20 protein-coding genes are annotated in these 19,901 nt (G+C 41.6%); 8 read left to right on the forward strand and 12 right to left on the reverse strand.

What is annotated here, in order from left to right; all coding sequences use genetic code 11:
• Positions 1-77 precede the first annotated feature (77 nt).
• The 5 genes from rmuC (at position 78) to EGM47_RS10200 (ending at position 4,106) form a co-directional block, all read left to right on the forward strand.
• Positions 78-1,550 (forward strand): DNA recombination protein RmuC, encoded by a 1,473-nt coding sequence (gene rmuC, locus EGM47_RS10180; protein ID WP_124980705.1) that lies wholly within the window; start codon positions 78-80, stop codon positions 1,548-1,550.
• A gap of 229 nt (positions 1,551-1,779) precedes the next feature.
• Complete coding sequence (locus tag EGM47_RS10185) at positions 1,780-2,406, forward strand: hypothetical protein (RefSeq protein WP_240642391.1); 627 nt, start codon at positions 1,780-1,782, stop codon at positions 2,404-2,406.
• Positions 2,390-3,097 (forward strand): DUF3307 domain-containing protein, encoded by a 708-nt coding sequence (locus EGM47_RS10190; protein WP_124980706.1) that lies wholly within the window; start codon positions 2,390-2,392, stop codon positions 3,095-3,097. Before EGM47_RS10185 ends, EGM47_RS10190 begins: the two co-directional genes overlap by 17 nt.
• Positions 3,094-3,462 (forward strand): 6-phosphogluconate dehydrogenase, encoded by a 369-nt coding sequence (locus EGM47_RS10195; protein ID WP_124980707.1) that lies wholly within the window; start codon positions 3,094-3,096, stop codon positions 3,460-3,462. Before EGM47_RS10190 ends, EGM47_RS10195 begins: the two co-directional genes overlap by 4 nt.
• Before the next feature lie 98 nt (positions 3,463-3,560).
• Positions 3,561-4,106, forward strand: a complete 546-nt coding sequence (locus EGM47_RS10200; RefSeq protein WP_124980708.1) for an acyl-CoA thioesterase — start codon at positions 3,561-3,563, stop codon at positions 4,104-4,106.
• Between the two features lie 54 nt (positions 4,107-4,160).
• Here the strand turns inward: EGM47_RS10200 and EGM47_RS10205 are convergent, their stop codons facing one another.
• The 3 genes from EGM47_RS10205 to EGM47_RS10215 form a co-directional block, all read right to left on the reverse strand.
• Entirely contained in the window at positions 4,161-5,012 is an 852-nt protein-coding gene (locus tag EGM47_RS10205) for a DUF5777 family beta-barrel protein (protein ID WP_124980709.1), read from the reverse strand.
• 124 nt (positions 5,013-5,136) lie between these two features.
• Positions 5,137-5,904: a choice-of-anchor V domain-containing protein gene (locus tag EGM47_RS10210; RefSeq protein ID WP_124980710.1), complete on the reverse strand. Its 768-nt coding sequence runs from the start codon at positions 5,902-5,904 to the stop codon at positions 5,137-5,139.
• 11 nt (positions 5,905-5,915) lie between these two features.
• Positions 5,916-6,299, reverse strand: a complete 384-nt coding sequence (locus EGM47_RS10215; protein WP_124980711.1) for an OB-fold protein — start codon at positions 6,297-6,299, stop codon at positions 5,916-5,918.
• Between the two features lie 74 nt (positions 6,300-6,373).
• On the opposite strand from EGM47_RS10215, the gene EGM47_RS10220 reads away from it, so the two are divergent.
• Positions 6,374-6,730: a hypothetical protein gene (locus tag EGM47_RS10220; RefSeq protein WP_240642393.1), complete on the forward strand. Its 357-nt coding sequence runs from the start codon at positions 6,374-6,376 to the stop codon at positions 6,728-6,730.
• Between the two features lie 5 nt (positions 6,731-6,735).
• A complete protein-coding gene (locus EGM47_RS10225; protein ID WP_164510858.1) occupies positions 6,736-7,275 on the forward strand; it encodes a YceI family protein in 540 nt (179 codons plus the stop codon).
• Between the two features lie 9 nt (positions 7,276-7,284).
• Here EGM47_RS10225 and EGM47_RS10230 read toward each other — a convergent pair whose 3' ends face one another.
• The 3 genes from EGM47_RS10230 to rpmH all read right to left on the reverse strand — a co-directional run bounded on the left by EGM47_RS10230 (position 7,285) and on the right by rpmH (position 12,682).
• On the reverse strand, positions 7,285-8,811 hold the full coding sequence (locus EGM47_RS10230) for a serine hydrolase (RefSeq protein WP_124980713.1): 1,527 nt from the start codon (positions 8,809-8,811) through the stop codon (positions 7,285-7,287).
• A 747-nt stretch (positions 8,812-9,558) separates the two neighbouring features.
• A complete protein-coding gene (carB, locus tag EGM47_RS10235) occupies positions 9,559-12,411 on the reverse strand; it encodes a carbamoyl-phosphate synthase large subunit (RefSeq protein WP_124980714.1) in 2,853 nt (950 codons plus the stop codon).
• Positions 12,412-12,517: 106 nt separating this feature from the next.
• The gene (rpmH, locus tag EGM47_RS10240) at positions 12,518-12,682 is read right to left on the reverse strand and encodes a 50S ribosomal protein L34 (protein WP_124980715.1); all 165 of its coding nucleotides are present in this window, start codon (positions 12,680-12,682) and stop codon (positions 12,518-12,520) included.
• A 255-nt stretch (positions 12,683-12,937) separates the two neighbouring features.
• On the opposite strand from rpmH, the gene EGM47_RS10245 reads away from it, so the two are divergent.
• Positions 12,938-13,453 carry a DUF2892 domain-containing protein gene (locus EGM47_RS10245; RefSeq protein WP_124980716.1) on the forward strand — a complete coding sequence of 172 codons (516 nt, stop codon included), beginning with the start codon at positions 12,938-12,940 and terminating at the stop codon, positions 13,451-13,453.
• Between the two features lie 139 nt (positions 13,454-13,592).
• Here EGM47_RS10245 and EGM47_RS10250 read toward each other — a convergent pair whose 3' ends face one another.
• From EGM47_RS10250 to rpsA, 6 genes are all read right to left on the reverse strand, one after another.
• Positions 13,593-14,426 (reverse strand): hypothetical protein, encoded by an 834-nt coding sequence (locus EGM47_RS10250; RefSeq protein WP_124980717.1) that lies wholly within the window; start codon positions 14,424-14,426, stop codon positions 13,593-13,595.
• Positions 14,427-14,798: 372 nt separating this feature from the next.
• Positions 14,799-15,704 (reverse strand): ribonuclease Z, encoded by a 906-nt coding sequence (locus EGM47_RS10255; RefSeq protein ID WP_124980718.1) that lies wholly within the window; start codon positions 15,702-15,704, stop codon positions 14,799-14,801.
• 75 nt (positions 15,705-15,779) lie between these two features.
• Entirely contained in the window at positions 15,780-16,112 is a 333-nt protein-coding gene (locus EGM47_RS10260; protein ID WP_124980719.1) for a ribonuclease Z, read from the reverse strand.
• Complete coding sequence (locus tag EGM47_RS10265; RefSeq protein ID WP_124980720.1) at positions 16,102-17,040, reverse strand: aspartate carbamoyltransferase catalytic subunit; 939 nt, start codon at positions 17,038-17,040, stop codon at positions 16,102-16,104. Before EGM47_RS10265 ends, EGM47_RS10260 begins: the two co-directional genes overlap by 11 nt.
• Positions 17,037-17,585 carry a bifunctional pyr operon transcriptional regulator/uracil phosphoribosyltransferase PyrR gene (gene pyrR, locus EGM47_RS10270; RefSeq protein ID WP_124980721.1) on the reverse strand — a complete coding sequence of 183 codons (549 nt, stop codon included), beginning with the start codon at positions 17,583-17,585 and terminating at the stop codon, positions 17,037-17,039. Before pyrR ends, EGM47_RS10265 begins: the two co-directional genes overlap by 4 nt.
• Before the next feature lie 173 nt (positions 17,586-17,758).
• Positions 17,759-19,615, reverse strand: coding sequence for a 30S ribosomal protein S1 (gene rpsA, locus EGM47_RS10275; protein ID WP_124980722.1), 1,857 nt, complete (start codon positions 19,613-19,615; stop codon positions 17,759-17,761).
• Positions 19,616-19,901 lie beyond the last annotated feature (286 nt).

Consider the following 19,901-nt stretch of genomic DNA (forward strand, 5'->3'; position numbering starts at 1 on the left):
AATAATTAATCTGCTCGACGGTGGTCTCAGTTAGCTGAGGGTCGTATTTTTAACTTTGAAATTTTAGTCGTTTTCTTATGCCTCAAGAATTGAATTGGTTGTTGTTTTTATTGTTAGGAGTTCTAATGGGAGCATTGGTGGCTTGGTTTTTTGCCAAGACTAAATTCAAAGGCGCGCAGGAATTGTTGGAATCAGAGCGCAATCGACTTCTAGAGGAAGTTGAGACGCTGAGGTCGATCGTACAGGAAAGAGATAATTTACGCCTTCAGAACAGCCAGTTTGGCGCCCAGCTTGAACAAAGAATAGAGCAAGTCAAGGAACTGGCAGCCCGTTTAGAAAAATCTGAAAAGGAATATAGGGACAAGGTGCTGGAAAAGGAAAATTTGCAAGTACTGTTGGCAGAGCAACGTACCGCTTTCGCGAAAGCGGAAGAAAAACATGCAGAAGCCCAAAACGAAATTGAAAAACTCAACGAAAAATTCACCAAAGAATTCGAGAACCTGGCCAACAAGATCCTCGATGAAAAAAGCACCAAGTTTACCGACCAAAATAAAAAGAACATCGAGCAGATCCTGAGTCCGCTGCAGGAAAAAATCAAGAGTTTTGAAAAGCGTGTGGAAGACACCCACAAAGATACTATCGATCGACAGAGTGCTTTAAGACAACAAATTCTGGGACTTAAGGAACTCAACCAACAAATGAGCAAGGAGACCAGCAACCTCACCAAAGCCCTGAAGGGAGATGCCAAGATGCGAGGTAACTGGGGTGAGCTTGTATTAGAACGTGTATTAGAAAAATCAGGATTGGTCAAGGACTCTGAATATGTGGTACAGCAAAGTCATAAGGATCAAGATGGACGCACGGTTTTTCCTGATGTGATTGTGAACCTTCCTTCTGACAAGAAGATGATCATTGACTCCAAAGTTTCCCTGAATGCCTATGAACGCTACGTAAATGAAGAAGAGGAAGAATTACAGGAAAGATACCTCAGAGAGCATGTGTTGGCCTTAAAGAAACATGTCAATGATCTTTCTGCCAAAAACTACCACGATCTCTATAGGATTGAAAGCCCTGACTTTGTGTTACTTTTTGTGCCTATTGAACCGGCTTTTGCGATCGCTCTTCAACGAGAACCTCATCTTTATAGCGAGGCTTTTGAGAAAAATATTGTTATTGTTACACCTACTACCCTATTGGCTACTCTCCGAACCATAGATACCATGTGGCAGAACGAAAAACAACAACGTAATGCGATGGATATTGCCAATGCGGCAGGCGCTTTGTACGATAAATTTGTCGGACTTTCAGAAGATTTGATCAAAGTGGGTTCACAGTTGGACACCGTTAAAAAATCATATTCTGCCAGCATGAATAAACTTACAGAAGGATCTGGAAACCTTATTGGACGGGTGGAACGTCTTAAAAGATTAGGCGCCAAGGCCAATAAAGCCTTGAATCAAAAGTTGGTCAATCGCGCCATTGAAAATGATCCGGATTATTTGGAAGCCCAAAATTCTAACGATCAGGACCCTTCAGCCAATAAAGGATAATAAGGTGTACTCAATGCATTTTTTAAACGCAATAATCTGAATATCAATTATTTTTATTGGTATGATATATTTAGAACATTTGGTCTAAATATTTGATTATTACGTAAAAGCGTAATAAATTTGAATTATTACGTAAAAGCGTAATAAACATAGATTATTACGTATATGCGTAATAAACACCAATTATTACGTAAAAGCGTAATAACTTATAGTACATTAATTATTGTTTATGCCTATGGAAGTAATTATTGCTGGTGATATAGTGGATTCCCAAAAGAACCCGCCAGAATTATACCTGGAAATATTGAAGTCAATACTCCTTAAATATTCCCGAACCAACATGTTTCAAATGTACAGAGGAGATAGCTTTCAGGCCTGGATCAACAAGCCCGAAGATGCCTTAAAAGCGGCCATAGAAATCAAGGCTGCCTTAAAAAGAAATGAGGGTTTGGACGTACGTATCGCCATCGGATTGGGCAGTATCAATCTAATTGATAACAACATTGCTGTTTCAACTGGCACTGCGCTGACCAGATCTGGAGCGTTGTTGGATTCCTTAAAGTCTCGCGAGCAGAATCTGATGGTAGACGCTGATAGCCCTTTGGATATCTATATGAACACTGCTTTACAAATGGCCTTGCTCTATATGGATGAGTGGACTGAAAATAGCGCCGCAACCATTCATGCCGTTTTAGACCAACCAGCTACTACCCAAGAAGCTTTAGGTAAGTTATTGGGAATACGGCAAGCAACCGCCAGTCGTCGCCTGGATCGTGGATACTGGAAGGAAACTCAAATATTGCTAGGTTTGTTTGTTCAATATTATAAAGATGTAAGCCATGCACATACTAGCTAGACTATTGATTGCTCACTTATTGGGTGATTTTGTTTTTCAAAATGATTGGTTTGCCAAAAAGAAAAGCCAGTATCAACTGCGTTCCTACCACCTGTATCTACATGCAGTTATCCATGCAGGGCTATCTTGGATACTACTTTGGGAATGGAAATACTGGTATGTGTTTCCAATTATAGGGGTGAGTCATTTGGCCATAGATGCAGGAAAGCTATACCTATCTGGAAAATGGAACAAGCGCTGGTTATTTGCGTTAGACCAATTGGCACACCTGCTTGTATTGATAGGACTTTACCTGGCTATGACCAACAAGGAGTTCCTTTGGTGGGAAGGATTTGAATTAATAGCATGGCCTTTGATATGCTGTATTCTCTTTCTGACTACACCGGTAGCGATTATGCTTAAAGTATTTTTTACCCGCTGGACTCTGACTGAAGAAGATACAGGCATATACGGATTGAAAAATGCAGGCAAGTGGATAGGGATTATTGAGAGGTTACTTATCTTTTTATTTATCATCACAGATCATTTTAGCGCAGTAGGATTGTTACTTACGGCCAAATCTGTTTTCAGATTTGGAGATTTAAGTAAAGCCAAAAACATGAAGCTTACAGAATATGTTTTGATCGGGACATTGCTTAGTTTTGGAATCGCTATTCTGGTGGGATTACTTTTTAAAGGACTTTACTTATGAAAAAGATTTTAGGTATCATATTGACTGTTATTGTGCTGATGATGGTGTCGTGGTACGCATTTTTGTATTTCGCCAATTACTCTGATGGTTACCGCAGTGGCGAACTGATCAAATTTTCCCATAAGGGCTTTTTAGTTAAAACATGGGAAGGCGAAATTTCACAAGGCATCAGCGGTGCACAAATTTTTTCTTTTTCGGTCATGGACAAGGAAGATGAAGTGATTAAAAAGCTACAGGAATACCAGGGAGAATACGTTAAACTCAAATATGAAGAAAAGTTTGGAACTTTCTTCTTTTGGGGTGATACCAAGTACTTTATTACCGAGGTAAGTCTGGAACAAAGCCCACATTTTAACAGGAATTGAAAGGACAACTACCTCCGTTAACCATAAAAATAAATGGAGGTGCAGTGTATCATTCTTTATTTTAGGTTACTAGCCTATTCATTATCAAAATATCTGACATGAACGATCAATTCAAATCTCCTGAACAGTCCAGAGTGGTCTTATCCATCCTCATGCTTCCCTCTCATGCTAATTTTTCTGGGAAAATTCACGGAGGTTATATTTTGTCATTGATTGATCAAATCGCTTTTGCCTGTGCATCAAAGCACAGTGGGCACTATTGCGTCACTGCAAGTGTTGATGTCGTTGATTTTATGGCGCCTATTGAGGTGGGCGAAATGGTAACGCTAAAGGCCTCTATCAATTACGTGGGAAGAACCTCCATGGTTGTAGGGATCAGAGTAGAAGCAGAAAATATTCAGACGGGAGAAAGTAAGCATTGCAACTCGTCATTTGTGACCATGGTGGCCAAAGATGAGCACAGTAAAACGGTAAGTGTCCCCGGGTTAAAAATCAGTAATGAAACTCATGTACGTCGTTTTGCCAGAGCCATCAAGCGAAAACAACTCAAAAACAAAAGCTCCGAAGAAATACAATCGGCCAATTTTTCAGATGAAAAATATAAAGAGGCATTGAAGGAGTACAATGTTCAGGTCAACCTCTAACAGTTTGTATGCACCTAACTATCAAGGAATTGATCTAGATATGGGTTCATGAGGTTAAAATACCCGTACCAGATTGAATCCAAAGTAAAAGCGCCCATCGGTCCAGTCACCTGCACCCTGACTTAAAAAACCATTGGTGAGCATGGGCTGAGCATTAGTAAAGTGCATCTGAAATACATGCCCCCCGGTTTCAAGATCTACACCAATACTCAATGGATTAACAAATGGACTGTCCTCGGCCCTGTTGAGGTGATAACCATAGTCTGCATTGATGCTCCATCTGTTTGACAATTTATATCTAGCCCCTAATCCCACAGCATATTGGGAATTATCTTGCTCATCCAATGGAACAAAGTTTTGATGAAAAAAAGTGGGACTGATCTGACCAGACAAGCGATCTGACAGCTTTCTGGCAACAATTAGCTGGGCAGTATACCCCAATCGATCCACAAACTCCAATTTGGGATAAATAGCCTTGTCTAATTCTGTGTTGGCATCCATGGCAGTAAATAAGGCAACAGAAAACGGAAATCCTTCCAACTCCTGAGATTTCAAACGAAACTTAGAGGCCAATTGATAGGTTTTGTTGAATCCGCTGCGACTGGCTTCTATATGCATCCATGGCGTAAGGCCGTAAACAAATTGAAATCTCGTCACGGCGTTATCTAAACCAAAAAGATCGTCAATACCGTTTTCCACACTGCCAAAGCGGTGCGAAATGACCACTTGTAACTCTTTAGGAGCAACCAGTTTAGTGGTTTCAAAATTGACCACTTTCAGGGATTTCCAGGTAGCAAATACCGTCTTGTCCTGCTCAGGCTCCAGCCCCTCCAACAAATCATCTTCTTGAGCCATGGCCACTAGGCTAAAGCAAAACAATAGCATTCCGATAAAAAATCTTTTCATATATGGGTAATGGTTTGGATTTGAATTGAATTTATCGACCCTGGTCGGTATTGAAAACAGTTGGTTGATTTAAAATAAAAATAATGGCAGGGTTATACCCCACCATTACTAAGTTTGCTCAAATTTATTGTTTGAAAAATTTCTGTACTGCCACCTGATCATCTACGCTTACGTGACTCAGGTACATGCCGCTAGCCAGGTGACTGATATCCAATTGGTCTTCTCGATTAATTTCACGCTGGATGACGGTTTGACCACTCATATTATAAATCTTCAAATTAGCCTGTTCAGCATTGGCTAGGACAAAATTAAGATTTGATGAAGCTATGGAAGGAAATAAACGGTAAGCGCTAATTGATTCGTCTGAATTAGTTAAGACCGCCGTAGAATTACCGCTGATCATCTGGTCTCCACCGTTACCACTGGCATTATTAGCCTGAATGGTAGCGTAGTAAAAAGTCACCGGTCCTTCATCAGTGGCTGGTGCAGTCCAGTCCAAGTTCCAGTTATTGGAACTATTACCTGATCCCGTGTGGGTCAGCCCGGCATTGTCCGAACGTAACATTGTACCAGTTCCTGCGGTCCACGAACCCACCTTTGTACCTCCGGCAGTTTCGGCAGTGATGTTAAATCCAAACTTAGAAACACTACTCCCATTGATGGCCAAATTGAGAGTGTAGGTTTGATTGGCCGCATAGGCAGTAGGCACATTGCTTAAGACTGGTGTTCCACCGTGGTTAGCACCTGGACTATGACATTGTGTACAGGTGTTACCACCATCTCCCGGAGATCCAGAAAAACTACCTGGTTGACCGCTTGAAAAAGCTACCAGTATGCATAAGGCTATAGGAATAACGGTTAGAATGCTGTAAAAGGAGTAATTTTTTCTCATAACAATTGAATTTAGGGATTATTGATTATTATAGCTTGATCAATTTTAATTTCCTCCAGAAGGTCATCGTAGCCTACACACCTTCCTTTGATCATTAAAACTGTATTATTGGTAGAACTTAACTCCTCAGCTAATTCTATAAAAACTTTGTTGTCTAAAGTTATATTGAAAGACTCCTGAGAAGTGATTTTTCCTTGTACCTGGATCACTTGATCTATAATATCGCGATCGTTCTCTGTGTCTGCATCCTGAAAAATAGCTAGCAATTCATCTGCTTCATAGGTAGCAATAGCATCTTCTGAGGCGATGTCCCTATGATCTTGATAGATAAAATAATAACCGCTCAACCCTACAAGAGCAATTAAAATCAGCACGACCAATAATATTTTTTTCATTGTAGGAACAATTAAAGTAAATTTAGTTTAAATTTATAACAAACTGTTGATATTCAACAAATAAAACACTCCGTGTGAAAAACATCATTTTCCTTTTGTTAATTTCTTGGTTATTTTTTTCTTGTTCAGCAACCAGTCCAGAAGACCTAGTAGACGATGAACCCATCACTGCATCGGTCACCTATAATGACGACATTAGTCCCATTGTGGAAAGCCAGTGTCTTTCCTGCCATAATGATAATTTTATGTCTGGCGGCAACAGTTATAGCAGTTACGTGCAATTCAGAGATGCTGTAGAAAATGGAGAGGTGATCAATCGCATCACCAGACCTGTGGGAGATCCTGAAAAAATGCCCCAAGGCGGACAATTACCCGATAGCAGTATCAATCTAATCATCCAGTGGCAAGCCGATGGATATCTTGAAAATTAAATATGATGAAGACATTTTTCCTCTTAGTTACTATACTCTGTAGTTTAACGATAACTGCTCAAAAGAAAATTCTGACCAAAACCGCCAGTATCTCTTTTGAAGGTTCTGTGGATTCCTTTGAACCAGTGCAAGCCGAAAATAAAAATGTAACTGTGGTGATGGACGAGCAAGGCAATCTTGCCGCATTGGCATTGATGCGCGGATTTAAGTTTCCTATAGCGCTAATGGAAGAGCATTTTAATGAGAATTACATGGAAAGTGATCAATACCCCAAGGCGGTGTTAAGAGGTACGATTGTCAATTTTACGAGTATTCCACAGGATGGCATCGCTCATAACGTAGAATTGAAAGGAAATCTTGAAATGCATGGGGTTAAACGCGCTGTAACCGTTCCTATCCGAATTACAAGATCAGGCGATACTTACGGTATAACAGCCACTTTTGACATACTACCCAGACACTACGATATAGCAATTCCATCTGTTGTACGCAACAAAATTGCAGAAAGTATCAAGGTGACCGTAAAGGCCAATCTATCCGAATAAGCGCACCGATTACTCGTTAACCCTGACGGCATTCAGCTCATAGAAGAAAATATCCTGGTTGGGTATGTCAAAACTAATTCCTTTGACATTCCCATAGGCATCCTTTTCAAAATTCACCGTTCCAAAACCAAACCACGCCTGTGGATGATCCCATACTATTTCGTAGGCATCGTAATTAAAATGCTCCAGACTGCTGTTCAATAATGGGGAATGTTCCCAAAGTAAACGCAGTTTCCCCTCTTCTTCAACTACCTCAAAATTTCCGTAGATATCTGCATGATAGGTACCAGTGATGGTCTTTCTATCTAAGATGGGTGTTGTTCCTTTTACTCGCTTTGAACGTCGGTCAGCCACTCTTGTATCACTGGCTTTCCAATTTTTATAACTCACCTGCATCTGGCTGCTCCAATCTTTTTCATCTCTGCCTAGGTAGCGGTCCAAAATGTAAAAAGCAATAGCGTTGGTTGGAGCTCGTAAACCATTGGTTAGCACCACAACACCTAATTTTTCATCAGGTAGCATTTGCACAGTGGATATCATACCGTCATATCCACCGCCATGTCGAACTCTGAAGTGCCCATAATAATCCCCCAGAAACCACCCTAATCCATACCCGTTGTATTGACTACCAGTGGCATTGCGATTTACCTGATTGGTGGTAAAGCTGTTGTGCAGGGTCCACATGCGATTTCGGTTGGAAATATTAAATAAGGTATCAGAACCATGCACTCCGTGATTCATATTGAAAATCATCCATTTGCCCATGTCGTGCACACTAGAAATCAATCCGCCGGTGGATTGTATATTGTCCCAAGCTACCCACGGAGTGATGTAGTGATCATCATTTGCGTCCAAAGCATGCGGAGTTGCCACATTGCTCTTGTTTTTCAAGTCTTTTACACTCACTACCGTATCATCCATGTTCAGTGGCTGTAAGAATCGTTCCTGAACGTTTTCTTTAAAGGACTTTCCTGTTACTTTTTCAATTAAGTCCCCAGCGGTAATAAACATCAAGTTAGAATATCCATAACCCGCCCTAAATTCGTAGGCTTGAGGGACAAATTTTATTCGACGCACGATTTCTTCTGTGGTAAAGGTTGATTTGTACCAAATTGCATCCCCAGAAAAGTTCCCTAATCCCACGTTGTGACTCAATAAGTCTTCTACCGTCACCATCTGTGAGATTACAGGGTCATAAACTTCAAAATAAGGTAAGTATTGCTGTACCTTGTCTTTCCAGTCCAGCTTCCCCTCTTCTACCAGCTGGGCAATAATAGCCGCAGTAAATGCTTTGGTGTTGCTAGCAATGGCATATAAGGTGTGCTCGTCTGGACTAGTTTTACCACCCAATTCCTTGACTCCGTATCCTTTTTCAAAAACGATCTTCCCATCCTTGACGATGGCCACACTCAAACCAGGTATTTCCCACTCCTTTTGAGTTTTAGCGATATAACTATCTATTTGTTTTAAGTCCGGTTGTTGGGCCTGTAGGCTTAGACTGAGCAAAAGGACCAAGGTCATCAAAAGATTTCTCATGATAGTAATATTTAGGGGAAAGATAGTGGTTGTTCCGCTTTCGCGAAAGCGATATGTGCTGTACTTTACCTTTGAATCCTCTTAAGCCTCAAGTTGAATGCACGGCTGGTAGCACAATTTAGATCAGCCTTGTCCCATTCATAAATTATGCATACCATGTTTTTGAATTTTCCGTTCATTGTTTGCTCCCTACTATTGGCGAGTAGTTTTTAGATAATGGTGGAGGAAATCTAACCTTTCTGAAGGGTGACAATGAGTCAATTTGTCTCAGCTTTTCTAAACCTCGGGTGAATAAGGAATGAATTATCGCTTTTCAAAATACGGGGAGTTTGCTCTTATCAATAGCTGTTTCATTCTTTTTTGAGACGGGATCCAGATCCACAAGCCGATGATATTCAGAAATAATACAAAAAAGCTTTCGCTCCATTTGCGTGATTGACGTACAGGCATTTTTTTCCAAATAAACCATACGGCGTAAAACCCTGGTATAAACTTGAGCAGTATCCAATAATAAGATGGCAATCCCCAAGGATTCAAAAAGGAGAAATCAAAGTCAAAACCTAAGTCTAGAATTAAAAAGATAAGTAATATCACGGTATAAATGGTCATCAACCTGCGCAACCGTTGTAAATGTAATAAGGTCGCTTGCTGTTCTTGTGTTTCCATAGCTTAGAAGATAGAAAATATGGATTACAAAAACAAATCCCGATGCAGGGCATCGGGATCGTTGTTGTTGAAATAGAAATATTATTTGCTTAAGTACATTCTGCGCCGGGCGTACAAATCATAGAATTCGTCGTCTTTCAGGCTGTCCACAAACAGAATGCTTTCTCCAGTTGACTTCATTTCAGGTCCCAGTCGCTTATCTACGTTAGGGAATTTATTAAAGGAGAACACAGGTTGCTTGATGGCATAACCATTCAATTGAGGATTGAAGTCAAAGTCAGTGACCTTGTTGTGTCCGAGCATGATCTTGGTGGCATAGTTGACATATGGTTCACCATAAGCTTTGGCGATAAATGGTACCGTACGCGAGGCACGCGGATTAGCTTCAATGATATAAACCATATCATCTTTGATGGCAAATTGAATATTGATCAAGCCCACGGTCTTCAGTGCCAGCGCAATCTTCTTGGTATGATCTTTAATCTGTTGCATTACCAGGTCGCCCAAGTTAAATGGTGGCAAAGTAGCGTTTGAGTCTCCAGAGTGGACTCCACAAGGCTCGATGTGCTCCATGATCCCGATGATATATACATTTTCTCCATCACAGATCGCATCAGCTTCTGCTTCTATTGCTCCGTCCAGGTAATGATCCAACAGCAATACATTATTAGGAATCTTACGCAGAATATCTACTACATGTGCTTCCAGCTCATCCTTATTGATCACGATCTTCATACCCTGGCCACCCAATACATAAGAAGGTCTCACCAGTATCGGAAAATCAAGTTTATCGGCGACCTTTAGGGCTTCATCAGGTGTGGTGGCGGTATCAAATTCTGGATAAGGGATATTATTCTCCTTGAGCAAGTTGGAAAATTCTCCTCTGTCCTCGGCGAGGTCCAGTGCCTCATAGGTAGTCCCCATGATTTTGATCCCGTATCTGTCCAGTTTTTCGGCCAATTTTAAGGCGGTTTGACCTCCCAATTGCACGATCACACCTTCAGGCTTTTCATGACGTATGATGTCATAAATATGTTCCCAGAAGACAGGCTCAAAATAAAGTTTATCGGCTGTATCAAAGTCGGTAGATACCGTTTCTGGATTACAGTTGATCATGATGGTTTCATACCCACATTCTTGCGCAGCATAGACTCCATGCACACAGCAGTAATCAAATTCGATTCCCTGACCTATTCGGTTAGGGCCTGATCCTAATACTATGATTTTCTTTTTGTCACTGACCACACTTTCATTTTGCGTGTAGCGCTTACCATCGGCGGTCTCAATATCAGCTTCAAAAGTAGAATAATAGTAGGGTGTAACTGCGGGAAACTCTGCCGCACAGGTATCTACCAGTTTGTACACTCGGTTGATGTTCAGTTCGTCCCTTTTGTTATAGACTTCACTTTCCAGGCAACCTAACATATGAGCGATCTGGCGGTCAGCAAATCCTTTTTGTTTGGCCTCCAGGAGCAGCTTTCGCGAAAGCGTATCTATCTTATATTTCCCGATCTCTTTTTCCAAAAGGAAAAGTTCCTCAAACTGCTTGAGGTACCACATGTCGATTTTGGTAATCTCGTGGATGCGAGAAAGTGATATTCCCATGGCAATCGCATCGTACAAGGCAAAGACACGGTCCCAACTCGCGTGTGTCAACTTGTCGATCACCTGGTTATAGTCGGTATATCCTTTTCCATCTGCGCCCAGACCATTTCTTTTGATCTCTAGCGATTGGGTCGCTTTGTGCAAAGCTTCCTGGAAGGATCTACCTATTCCCATCACTTCACCTACAGCTTTCATCTGTAGACCCAATGTGCGATCAGAACCTTCAAACTTATCAAAGTTCCAACGAGGGATTTTTACAATCACATAATCCAATGTTGGCTCAAAAAGCGCAGAAGTAGTTCCCGTAATCTGGTTATTCAACTCGTCCAGGGAGTAGCCCAATGCTAGTTTTGTAGCCACCTTGGCGATTGGATATCCGGTAGCTTTACTGGCTAGTGCCGAAGATCTGGATACACGCGGATTGATTTCAATGGCAATGATATCTTCTTTTTCATCTGGACTTACCGCAAACTGTACGTTACAACCACCCTCAAACTCACCAATACTGCGCATCATATGGATAGCCATGTCACGCATTTTCTGATAAGTCCTATCAGAGAGCGTCATGGCTGGTGCTACTGTGATCGAGTCACCAGTATGGATTCCCATCGGGTCCATATTTTCAATCGTACAGATGATAACAACATTGTCATTTTTGTCCCTGAGCAATTCCAGCTCATATTCCTTCCATCCCAACAAGGCCTTATCGATCATCACCTCATGGATAGGCGATGCTTCAAGCCCTCGGGTGAGGAGTTCGTCATAATCTTCCTCTTTATACACAATAGCTGCACCCGCACCTCCCAAGGTAAACGAAGAGCGAATACAAAGAGGGAACCCAAATTCCTGGGCAATTTCTTTTCCTTTAAGGAAAGAGGTCGCTGTAGCTTGTGGAGCCATACCTACTCCGATTTCGCTCATCAAAGCGCGAAATTTCTCTCTATCTTCTGTAATGTTGATAGCATCGATATCCACACCGATCAAGTCCACATCATGGTCTTCCCAGATTCCTTTTTCCTGAGCTTCGATACATAAGTTCAAAGCGGTTTGTCCACCCATAGTAGGCAAAACGGCATCGATCTGTGGGTGCTCTGCAAGGATCTTTCTGAGCGAATTGGTATTGAGCGGAAGGAGATAAACATGATCGGCCATACTGGGGTCGGTCATGATGGTCGCAGGATTGGAATTGATCAGGATGGTTTCAATTCCTTCTTCTCTTAACGATCGTAAGGATTGCGAACCCGCATAATCAAATTCGCAGGCTTGACCGATGATGATGGGACCGCTCCCGATGATGAGAATGGATTTGAGATCGCTTCTTTTAGGCATGTTTTTGAATGGTTTTTATGGGACTTAAATATCGTGATTTTGAGGTATAAAAAAAGGCGTTGATTCCAGAGAATCAACGCCTTTTATATTTAGTAATGAACAATCATTATCGTTTGTGTCTTCTTTCGGTAGATACAGAGAGCTTCTTACGTCCTTTAGCTCGACGACGGGCAAGGACCTTGCGACCGTTAACAGATGCCATACGCTCTCTGAAACCGTGCTTGTTTCTTCTCTTTCTCTTACTTGGTTGATATGTTCTCTTCTGTGCCATAGCTTGAAATCTGTATCTATATATAAAAAGGCATCACTGCCTTCGTTTTTAATCGGGTGCAAAGATAACAAGTCTTTCTTATCACACAATAGCAATCTGAAGTTTTTTTGGAAGTGTAGCGATAAATATACCGCCATACGGTTGTGCACCCGCATCACAAACTTGGTTCAGCAAATCATTGTACCGATTTCAAGCAAGGCAAAGCAAGCTTTCAAGAGCAAATCCTTATCTTTGCAGGCTGAAAAATGACCTTCCATGTTTAACAAAAACATCAAACTGGTATTGGCTGCGCTTGTCGTCGCTTATGCCGTATATCAATTTACCAGGAACGAGATCATGACCGGTATATTTCTGGTACTTTTTGCCGGAATTTTTGTCTTTCTCTATTTTAAAAACGAAATCATCTTGTTGGCTTTTTTAAGATTGAGAAAACAAGATTTTGCGGGTGCCAAAAAATGGTTGGACAAAATCAAGAATCCTGAGGCTGCGTTGGTCACCAAGCAACAGGGATATTACAACTACCTTCACGGATTAATGATTTCTCAGGAAAGTATGACCAAAGCCGAAAAGTATTTTAAAAAAGCCATCAAATTAGGTTTGAACATGGACCAGGATCTGGCTGTCGCCAAACTGAACTTGGCTGGAATTGCAATGACCAAAAGACGTAAACGCGAGGCCACTACCCTACTTACCGAAGCCAAAAAACTGGACAAACACGGGATGCTCACCGATCAAATCAAAATGATGAAGCAGCAGATGAAGAAGATTTAAGTAAAGGCCAACCTTAAGTTGAACCGATAAGAACAATAAGCTCTATGATGAGTTGCAAGAGTCCAGGCCTATAGTTGAAGTTGCCTTTAGGTTAAAAATTTAAATTTCCTGACAGCTCGTTTTCCTGCTCTACTTCAGTTCAAAATTGACCAGATACACTTAATAACATTCGGTGGACATATTTTTTGCTCCTGTAGGCACGAATCTTAGGCTGACCATATTGCTGCCATTTACTCAATTGTAACATGACCGGTGTGATTCCTGGATTCTTTTCTGCACTATTCCCAGTGATGTGAAGTATGCCTTGGACAGATTTAATCCCATAAATAATATATCCTTGGTCAGGCAGTTGAATGTTGTGTTCACTCAGATCTACCGTAACCCAACCACGTCCTCTAAAATCAACCACGTGTTGCTCTTTATCTTGGGGTAATAAATCTTTCAAATCGCTCAAATCATCATTGGCAGTATGCAACAAAATGACCTCAAAGCTACTCAAATAACTTCTTCCTGGTATGAATGGGCCTGGACCTCTAAAATGAACTTTTAGTTCGTCCACATATTTTCCTGCTTGGGTACTATCAATTTGGAACAAGGTTCCAGTAGCACCACCACTATGCATGGTGTAAGGGATTCGTTTAGCTTTTGTTGGCCCTATGGTGAGTACCTGCTTCTTTGAACTTACAACGATTTCATCCAATCTGCCACGAGTGTCGATTGGAAAAGGCTTTAGGAAATCGTGCTGAAAAGGAAGTTTAAACTTCTCGAAGCTTTTATGAATGATGATTGAGTCAGCCTGGTTATACAACTCTTGTGGAATACAGATACTTCCCTTTTGATGATCGTATTGGATAGTTGCTACCTCTTTTTTGTGAATCTTAATATAGAAATCTGACAGGTCCGTATTGTTTTGCTGATCAACTAGCTTTAATTCAAGACAATCGGTTTGACCCTCACATATAAATACATTCATAAGTAGCCCAAGCCAAAGCAGGCTTGGGCAATTATTGGTTAGAAATACCATATTAAATTTTTACCATCCATTAGCCCAATCTTCGTATGTACAAGCCAAGCCCAGAATCTCCTGTGTGCGTAGCCCTATCCAAAATCGTCTCACTGAAACTGTCATGTCAAAAGCAAATCCAATAAACTCACCATCTTTATTATATCTCGGTGTCCATTCCGATCTTTCTATTTCTTGCCTACACCAAAACCAGCCTTCCGTAGATACATCGGATGAATTGTTTTCTAAAATAAGGAATTAAAAAAGAAAGAATCAATTTTAAGATGGATCCTAAGGGTTTTTAAATGCAGAGCTCACATTGAAACGGGAATATAAATCAACTTAAAACTCAAACACCCGCCCGTCAAGAGCTAGTTCGCTGTCTTTAAAAACAGTTTGCGCCTCTTCCTTAAAGAGCTCGTAATCCCCATACCTGGAGGAATAATGGCCTAGTATCAAAGTACCTACCCCAGCTTTTTGTGCTATCGTAGCAGCTTGGGCAGCCGTGCTATGTTTGGTTTTTTCACACAAATGCTCATGAGAACTCAAAAAAGTACTTTCATGGTACAAGGCGGTGACTCCTTTGATTTGGGGAACAATATCTTCTTTGTACACCGTATCACTGCAAAAGGCATAGCTTTTGGCTGGGTCGCCATCTGTGGTCAGTTCTTCATTGGGAATGACTTCTCCGTTCTCTAAAGCAAAATCATGACCTTGCTTGATCTTGCGGTAATAGGCATGGTCGATTCCATATTCCTCACAAGCGACAATATCCAGGTGTCTGTCTCCGGGCTTTTCTCTGAATAAAAACCCATGGGTAAAAATACGATGCTCCAGTGGGATGGTTTCAACCGTCAATTTCTCATCTTCATAGAGTAACTGTACGTTTTGTTCCGCGCTTTCGCGAAAGCGTAAATCAAAAGAAGTGTAAACTCCAGCCAACTTAAGCTGCAAAAGAATGAGTTCCTTTATACCCTTTGGACCGTAAACATGCAAAGCCGATTCCCTGCCCAACAAACAGAAAGTTGAGATCAGACCTATCAATCCATAAACATGGTCACCGTGCAGGTGCGAAATAAAAATGTGTTTGATCCGGCTAAATTTGACCTTGTTCTTGCGCAGCGCCATCTGTGTGCCTTCTCCACAATCAATGAGGAAAAGATGCCCCTTCATTTCAAGGACCTGGGCCGTTGGACGGGCATTATCCCGAGGTGTGGCACTATGACATCCTAAAATGGTAAGTTTCAAACTAAGCGTTTTTGGCAATTAAAAGTAGATGATTCTGGAACCGAACTTTCCCAATAAAAAGAGAAAGGATGTGTTCTAAAAGCCCAGATCTCGTTCGATCTCTTCCATTTCAATGACATCTTCGGCTTCCTGAAGTGTTGGCACTACCATGAGTTCTTCTGGAATATCATCTGGGGACAAAGCATCGTTAACCAATACAAATGATTGCCTGGTGGCGCGGTGCTGGTTGCTTAATTCCAAAAAATTAACCAGTTGCATCAGGCTAGCCTCCTTGTACTGTAACAAGTCGACGATGATATTTTCTCCTTCAAATTGTTTAAAAATGCCCTCGAGAAAAGGGGCGAACTTTTCTATATCGTTGTGCTCATCTTTGAGCAAAATGTATTTATCGTGTTTTTTACTGATCATTACGTCTGATTTTTGCAGCGACCAGGTAGAGTACGGCCATACGTATGGCCACACCATTTTCGACCTGGTTCAAAATAATGGCTTGGTCTGAGTCTGCCACATCACTGGTGATTTCTACACCGCGATTGATCGGACCTGGATGCATGATGACGATCTCTTTATCCAAACTGTCCAACAACTCACGATTCACACCGTATTGTTGAACGTATTCCCGCACACTGGGGAAATAAGAAATATCCATACGCTCATTCTGTACCCGCAACATATTAGCGACATCGCACCATTCCAGTGCTTTTCTCAAGTTGAGCTCCACCTTGACCCCTAGTGAAGCGATGTGTTTGGGCAAAAGGGTGGCTGGCCCACAAACCATCACCTCAGCACCTAGTTTTTGCAGGCAGTAGATGTTGCTTAAGGCTACCCGACTGTGCAATATATCTCCAACGATCACTACTTTTTTACCGCTGAGATCTCCCAGCTTTTCTCTAATAGAATATGCGTCGAGCAAAGCTTGAGTCGGATGTTCATGAGCGCCATCACCCGCGTTGACGATACGGGCATTGACGTGCTTTGAAAGAAAAACTCCTGCACCAGGGTTGGGATGTCGCATGACAACCAGGTCCACCTTCATGGCGAGAATATTGTTCACCGTATCTACCAGCGTTTCCCCTTTCTTCACCGAACTCTGAGCAGCGCTAAAATTGATCACGTCGGCGCTGAGTCTTTTTTCGGCCAACTCAAAAGAAAGTTTGGTTCGGGTAGAATTTTCAAAAAATAAATTGGCAATCGTTATATCCCTTAGGCTAGGAACTTTTTTGATGGGGCGATTGATCACCTCTTTGAACTGGTCGGCTGTGCGGTGAATCAGCTGTATATCTTCTGGAGTGAGATATTTGATCCCCAAAACATTATCGACACTCAACTCACTCATGCGTTGTCATTTTTAAGCAGATATACGGCATCCTCTCCCGTATTCTCTTGCCACATTACCTTTACTTTTTGGTTGTTGATCGCATCTACCTGTCGGCCGTTGTAATCGGGCTGAATGGGAAGGTGCCTTGAAAAACGTCTATCGATCAAGGTGAGTAATTCTATACTCTGAGGTCGGCCAAAAGACTGAAGAGCCGTCAATGCCGCTCTTATACTGCGACCAGTATAAAGCACGTCATCAACAATCACCACCTTTTTATTTTCTACCAGAAAATCAATTTCGGTCGAATTGGCTTTTAAAGGTTCGTCGTTGCGCCTGAAATCATCCCTGTAAAAGGTAATATCCAACAATCCTGTTTGCAAATTCTTGATTTTGTATTCTTGGGTAAGCAACTGTTCCAAACGTTTCAAAAGATAACTCCCTCTGGGTTGAAGACCGATCAGAGCAGTATTTTCAAAACTATCGTGATTTTCAATCAACTGGCAGGCCAGCCTGTTCAGGATCAAATGCAGGGCGGTGGCGTCGAGAAGTAACTTTTGACTCATTAAGGACTGCTGATTGGGACAAAGATACATATTTTGCCTCATGACCACCGTACTTTTTTGATCGCATTCGATGTGGATTAGTTGAGACCGCATACTAGGCCTGGCTCTCAATAGAGAACAAAAAAAATCCCCTACCGCAGGGTAAGGGATTTTGGTTAATTAAAAGGCAATGATTATTTACCTTCCATTCTATCTTTAAGGGCCTGCAGTTTGGCATTGGCATCACCCAAGGTAGGCTTGGATTCTTCCTGCGCTTTGGCAGCCGCCTGCTGTACGTTCTTGGCTTCTTCTTCCTTGTGAAGAACCATGTGAGAACCTACGACTCTCTTGAATTCTTTATTGAACTCGATGATTTGGATTTCTGCCTTATCACCTTTCTTCAATTTAGATCCATCTTCTTTTTCCAAGTGACGAGATGGGATGAATACAGAGATATCTTCGTTGAAGTTAACTACTGCACCTTTGTCCACCATTTCGGTAATTTCTACCTCATGTTTGGTACCCATTCCAAATTCGTCCTCATACTTATCCCATGGGTTTGGCATAGTTTGCTTGTGGCCTAGAGACAATTTGCGTCCTTCAACATCAAGCTCCAATACTACTACCTCCAGGGTATCTCCTACAGCACAGAATTCGCTTGGGTGCTTCACTTTCTTAGTCCAGGAAAGGTCAGAAATGTAGATCAATCCGTCTACTCCTTCTTCCAATTCTACAAACACACCAAAGTTAGTGAAGTTTCTCACGGTACCTTTGTGACGTGAACCAACTGGGTACTTACTAGTAATATCAGTCCAAGGATCAGGATTCAATTGCTTCATACCAAGAGACATCTTGCGATCTTCTCTATCGATGGTCAATACCTCAGCCTCGATCTCGTCTCCTACCTTGACAAAGTCACCAGCACTTCTCAAGTGCGTAGACCATGACATTTCAGATACGTGTACCAGACCTTCTACTCCTTCTTCTACTTCTACAAACGCACCATAGTCGGCGATGACTACTACTTTACCTTTCACACGGTCTCCTGGCTTGATTTTGTCAGACAAAGCTTCCCATGGGTGAGCTTCAAGCTGCTTCAAACCAAGTTGGATACGTGACTTGTCCTCATCAAAGTCAAGGATAACCACGTTTAGGGTCTGGTCTAGCTCTACCACCTCATTCGGATGATTGATACGAGACCAAGAAAGATCAGTGATGTGTACAAGTCCGTCAACACCTCCAAGGTCAACAAACACACCGTAAGAAGTAATATTCTTTACGACACCTTCCAATACCTGTCCTTTTTCCAAACGAGAGATAATTTCCTTCTTTTGCTCTTCGATATCTGCTTCGATAAGTGCTTTGTGGGAAACAACTACGTTTTTGAATTCGTGGTTAATTTTCACCACTTTGAATTCCATAGTTTTATCTACATACTGGTCGTAATCACGGATAGGCTTGACGTCGATCTGCGAACCAGGAAGGAAAGCTTCTATACCAAATACATCTACGATCATACCACCTTTGGTACGACATTTTACATAACCGTTAACGATCTCGCCGGTATCGTGTGCATTGTTCACACGCTCCCATGCTTTGATCAAACGTGCTTTACGGTGAGAAAGGACCAATTGTCCTGTCGCATCTTCACGCACATCTACGAGCACCTCAACCTTATCACCTTCTTTCAAATGTGGGTTGTAACGGAACTCGTTTAGAGAAATCACACCTTCAGACTTGGCATTGATGTCAATGATGGCATCACGATCAGTCATTTTGATTACAGTTCCCTCGATTACATCGTTGTCAATAGTGTCAACAAAGTTTTCGGCAACCAGTTTTTCAAATTTTTGAAGTTGCTCTTCATCTACCTTTTCAATTCCTTCGCTGTAACGCTCCCAGTCAAAAGAGTCTAGGAATGCTTCAGGATCTTCCTGTTGCGGAGAAGTAGTTGTTGAGGCAGATGCTTTCTCTACTCGTTCTTGAACTTGTGTTTCGGTCACACCTTCTTGTGCTGCCTCAAGTTCTTGTTTTGTTGTTTCTTCAGCCATGTTGTTGCTGATTAAAATTTGTATTCCAGAGGATGGCGGAAACTGACAGAACACCTCTAGAAGATATTTTTATAACTTTTTGATTCCCAACCGGTTTCCTTGTTCTCGATTTGGGAGTGCAAAAATACATTCTTTTTTTTAGATATCCTACAACTGTTCTGGCATAAATGCTTGTGAGTGTTTCGCTTTCGCGAAAGCGAATATCAAAAAGCTTGAGGCAGGATATTCAGCTCACTCATTCAAAAGGTCGTTTGACTCATTCTCGCTTTTTAAAATCTAGCATTGG

The sequence above is a fragment of the Nonlabens xiamenensis genome (assembly GCF_003865345.1).
GTDB classification, from domain to species: Bacteria; Bacteroidota; Bacteroidia; order Flavobacteriales; family Flavobacteriaceae; genus Nonlabens; species Nonlabens xiamenensis.

What these genes read in the sequence shown, in the direction of transcription:
- rmuC (WP_124980705.1), top strand. Translation starts at nt 78, where the DNA reads ATGCCTCAAGAATTGAATTGGTTGTTGTTTTTATTGTTAGGAGTTCTA.
- EGM47_RS10185 (WP_240642391.1), top strand. Translation starts at nt 1,780, where the DNA reads ATGCCTATGGAAGTAATTATTGCTGGTGATATAGTGGATTCCCAAAAG.
- EGM47_RS10190 (WP_124980706.1), top strand. Translation starts at nt 2,390, where the DNA reads ATGCACATACTAGCTAGACTATTGATTGCTCACTTATTGGGTGATTTT.
- EGM47_RS10195 (WP_124980707.1), top strand. Translation starts at nt 3,094, where the DNA reads ATGAAAAAGATTTTAGGTATCATATTGACTGTTATTGTGCTGATGATG.
- EGM47_RS10200 (WP_124980708.1), top strand. Translation starts at nt 3,561, where the DNA reads ATGAACGATCAATTCAAATCTCCTGAACAGTCCAGAGTGGTCTTATCC.
- EGM47_RS10205 (WP_124980709.1), bottom strand. Translation starts at nt 5,012, where the DNA reads ATGAAAAGATTTTTTATCGGAATGCTATTGTTTTGCTTTAGCCTAGTG.
- EGM47_RS10210 (WP_124980710.1), bottom strand. Translation starts at nt 5,904, where the DNA reads ATGAGAAAAAATTACTCCTTTTACAGCATTCTAACCGTTATTCCTATA.
- EGM47_RS10215 (WP_124980711.1), bottom strand. Translation starts at nt 6,299, where the DNA reads ATGAAAAAAATATTATTGGTCGTGCTGATTTTAATTGCTCTTGTAGGG.
- EGM47_RS10225 (WP_164510858.1), top strand. Translation starts at nt 6,736, where the DNA reads ATGAAGACATTTTTCCTCTTAGTTACTATACTCTGTAGTTTAACGATA.
- EGM47_RS10230 (WP_124980713.1), bottom strand. Translation starts at nt 8,811, where the DNA reads ATGAGAAATCTTTTGATGACCTTGGTCCTTTTGCTCAGTCTAAGCCTA.
- carB (WP_124980714.1), bottom strand. Translation starts at nt 12,411, where the DNA reads ATGCCTAAAAGAAGCGATCTCAAATCCATTCTCATCATCGGGAGCGGT.
- rpmH (WP_124980715.1), bottom strand. Translation starts at nt 12,682, where the DNA reads ATGGCACAGAAGAGAACATATCAACCAAGTAAGAGAAAGAGAAGAAAC.
- EGM47_RS10245 (WP_124980716.1), top strand. Translation starts at nt 12,938, where the DNA reads ATGTTTAACAAAAACATCAAACTGGTATTGGCTGCGCTTGTCGTCGCT.
- EGM47_RS10250 (WP_124980717.1), bottom strand. Translation starts at nt 14,426, where the DNA reads ATGAATGTATTTATATGTGAGGGTCAAACCGATTGTCTTGAATTAAAG.
- EGM47_RS10260 (WP_124980719.1), bottom strand. Translation starts at nt 16,112, where the DNA reads ATGATCAGTAAAAAACACGATAAATACATTTTGCTCAAAGATGAGCAC.
- EGM47_RS10265 (WP_124980720.1), bottom strand. Translation starts at nt 17,040, where the DNA reads ATGAGTGAGTTGAGTGTCGATAATGTTTTGGGGATCAAATATCTCACT.
- pyrR (WP_124980721.1), bottom strand. Translation starts at nt 17,585, where the DNA reads ATGAGTCAAAAGTTACTTCTCGACGCCACCGCCCTGCATTTGATCCTG.
- rpsA (WP_124980722.1), bottom strand. Translation starts at nt 19,615, where the DNA reads ATGGCTGAAGAAACAACAAAACAAGAACTTGAGGCAGCACAAGAAGGT.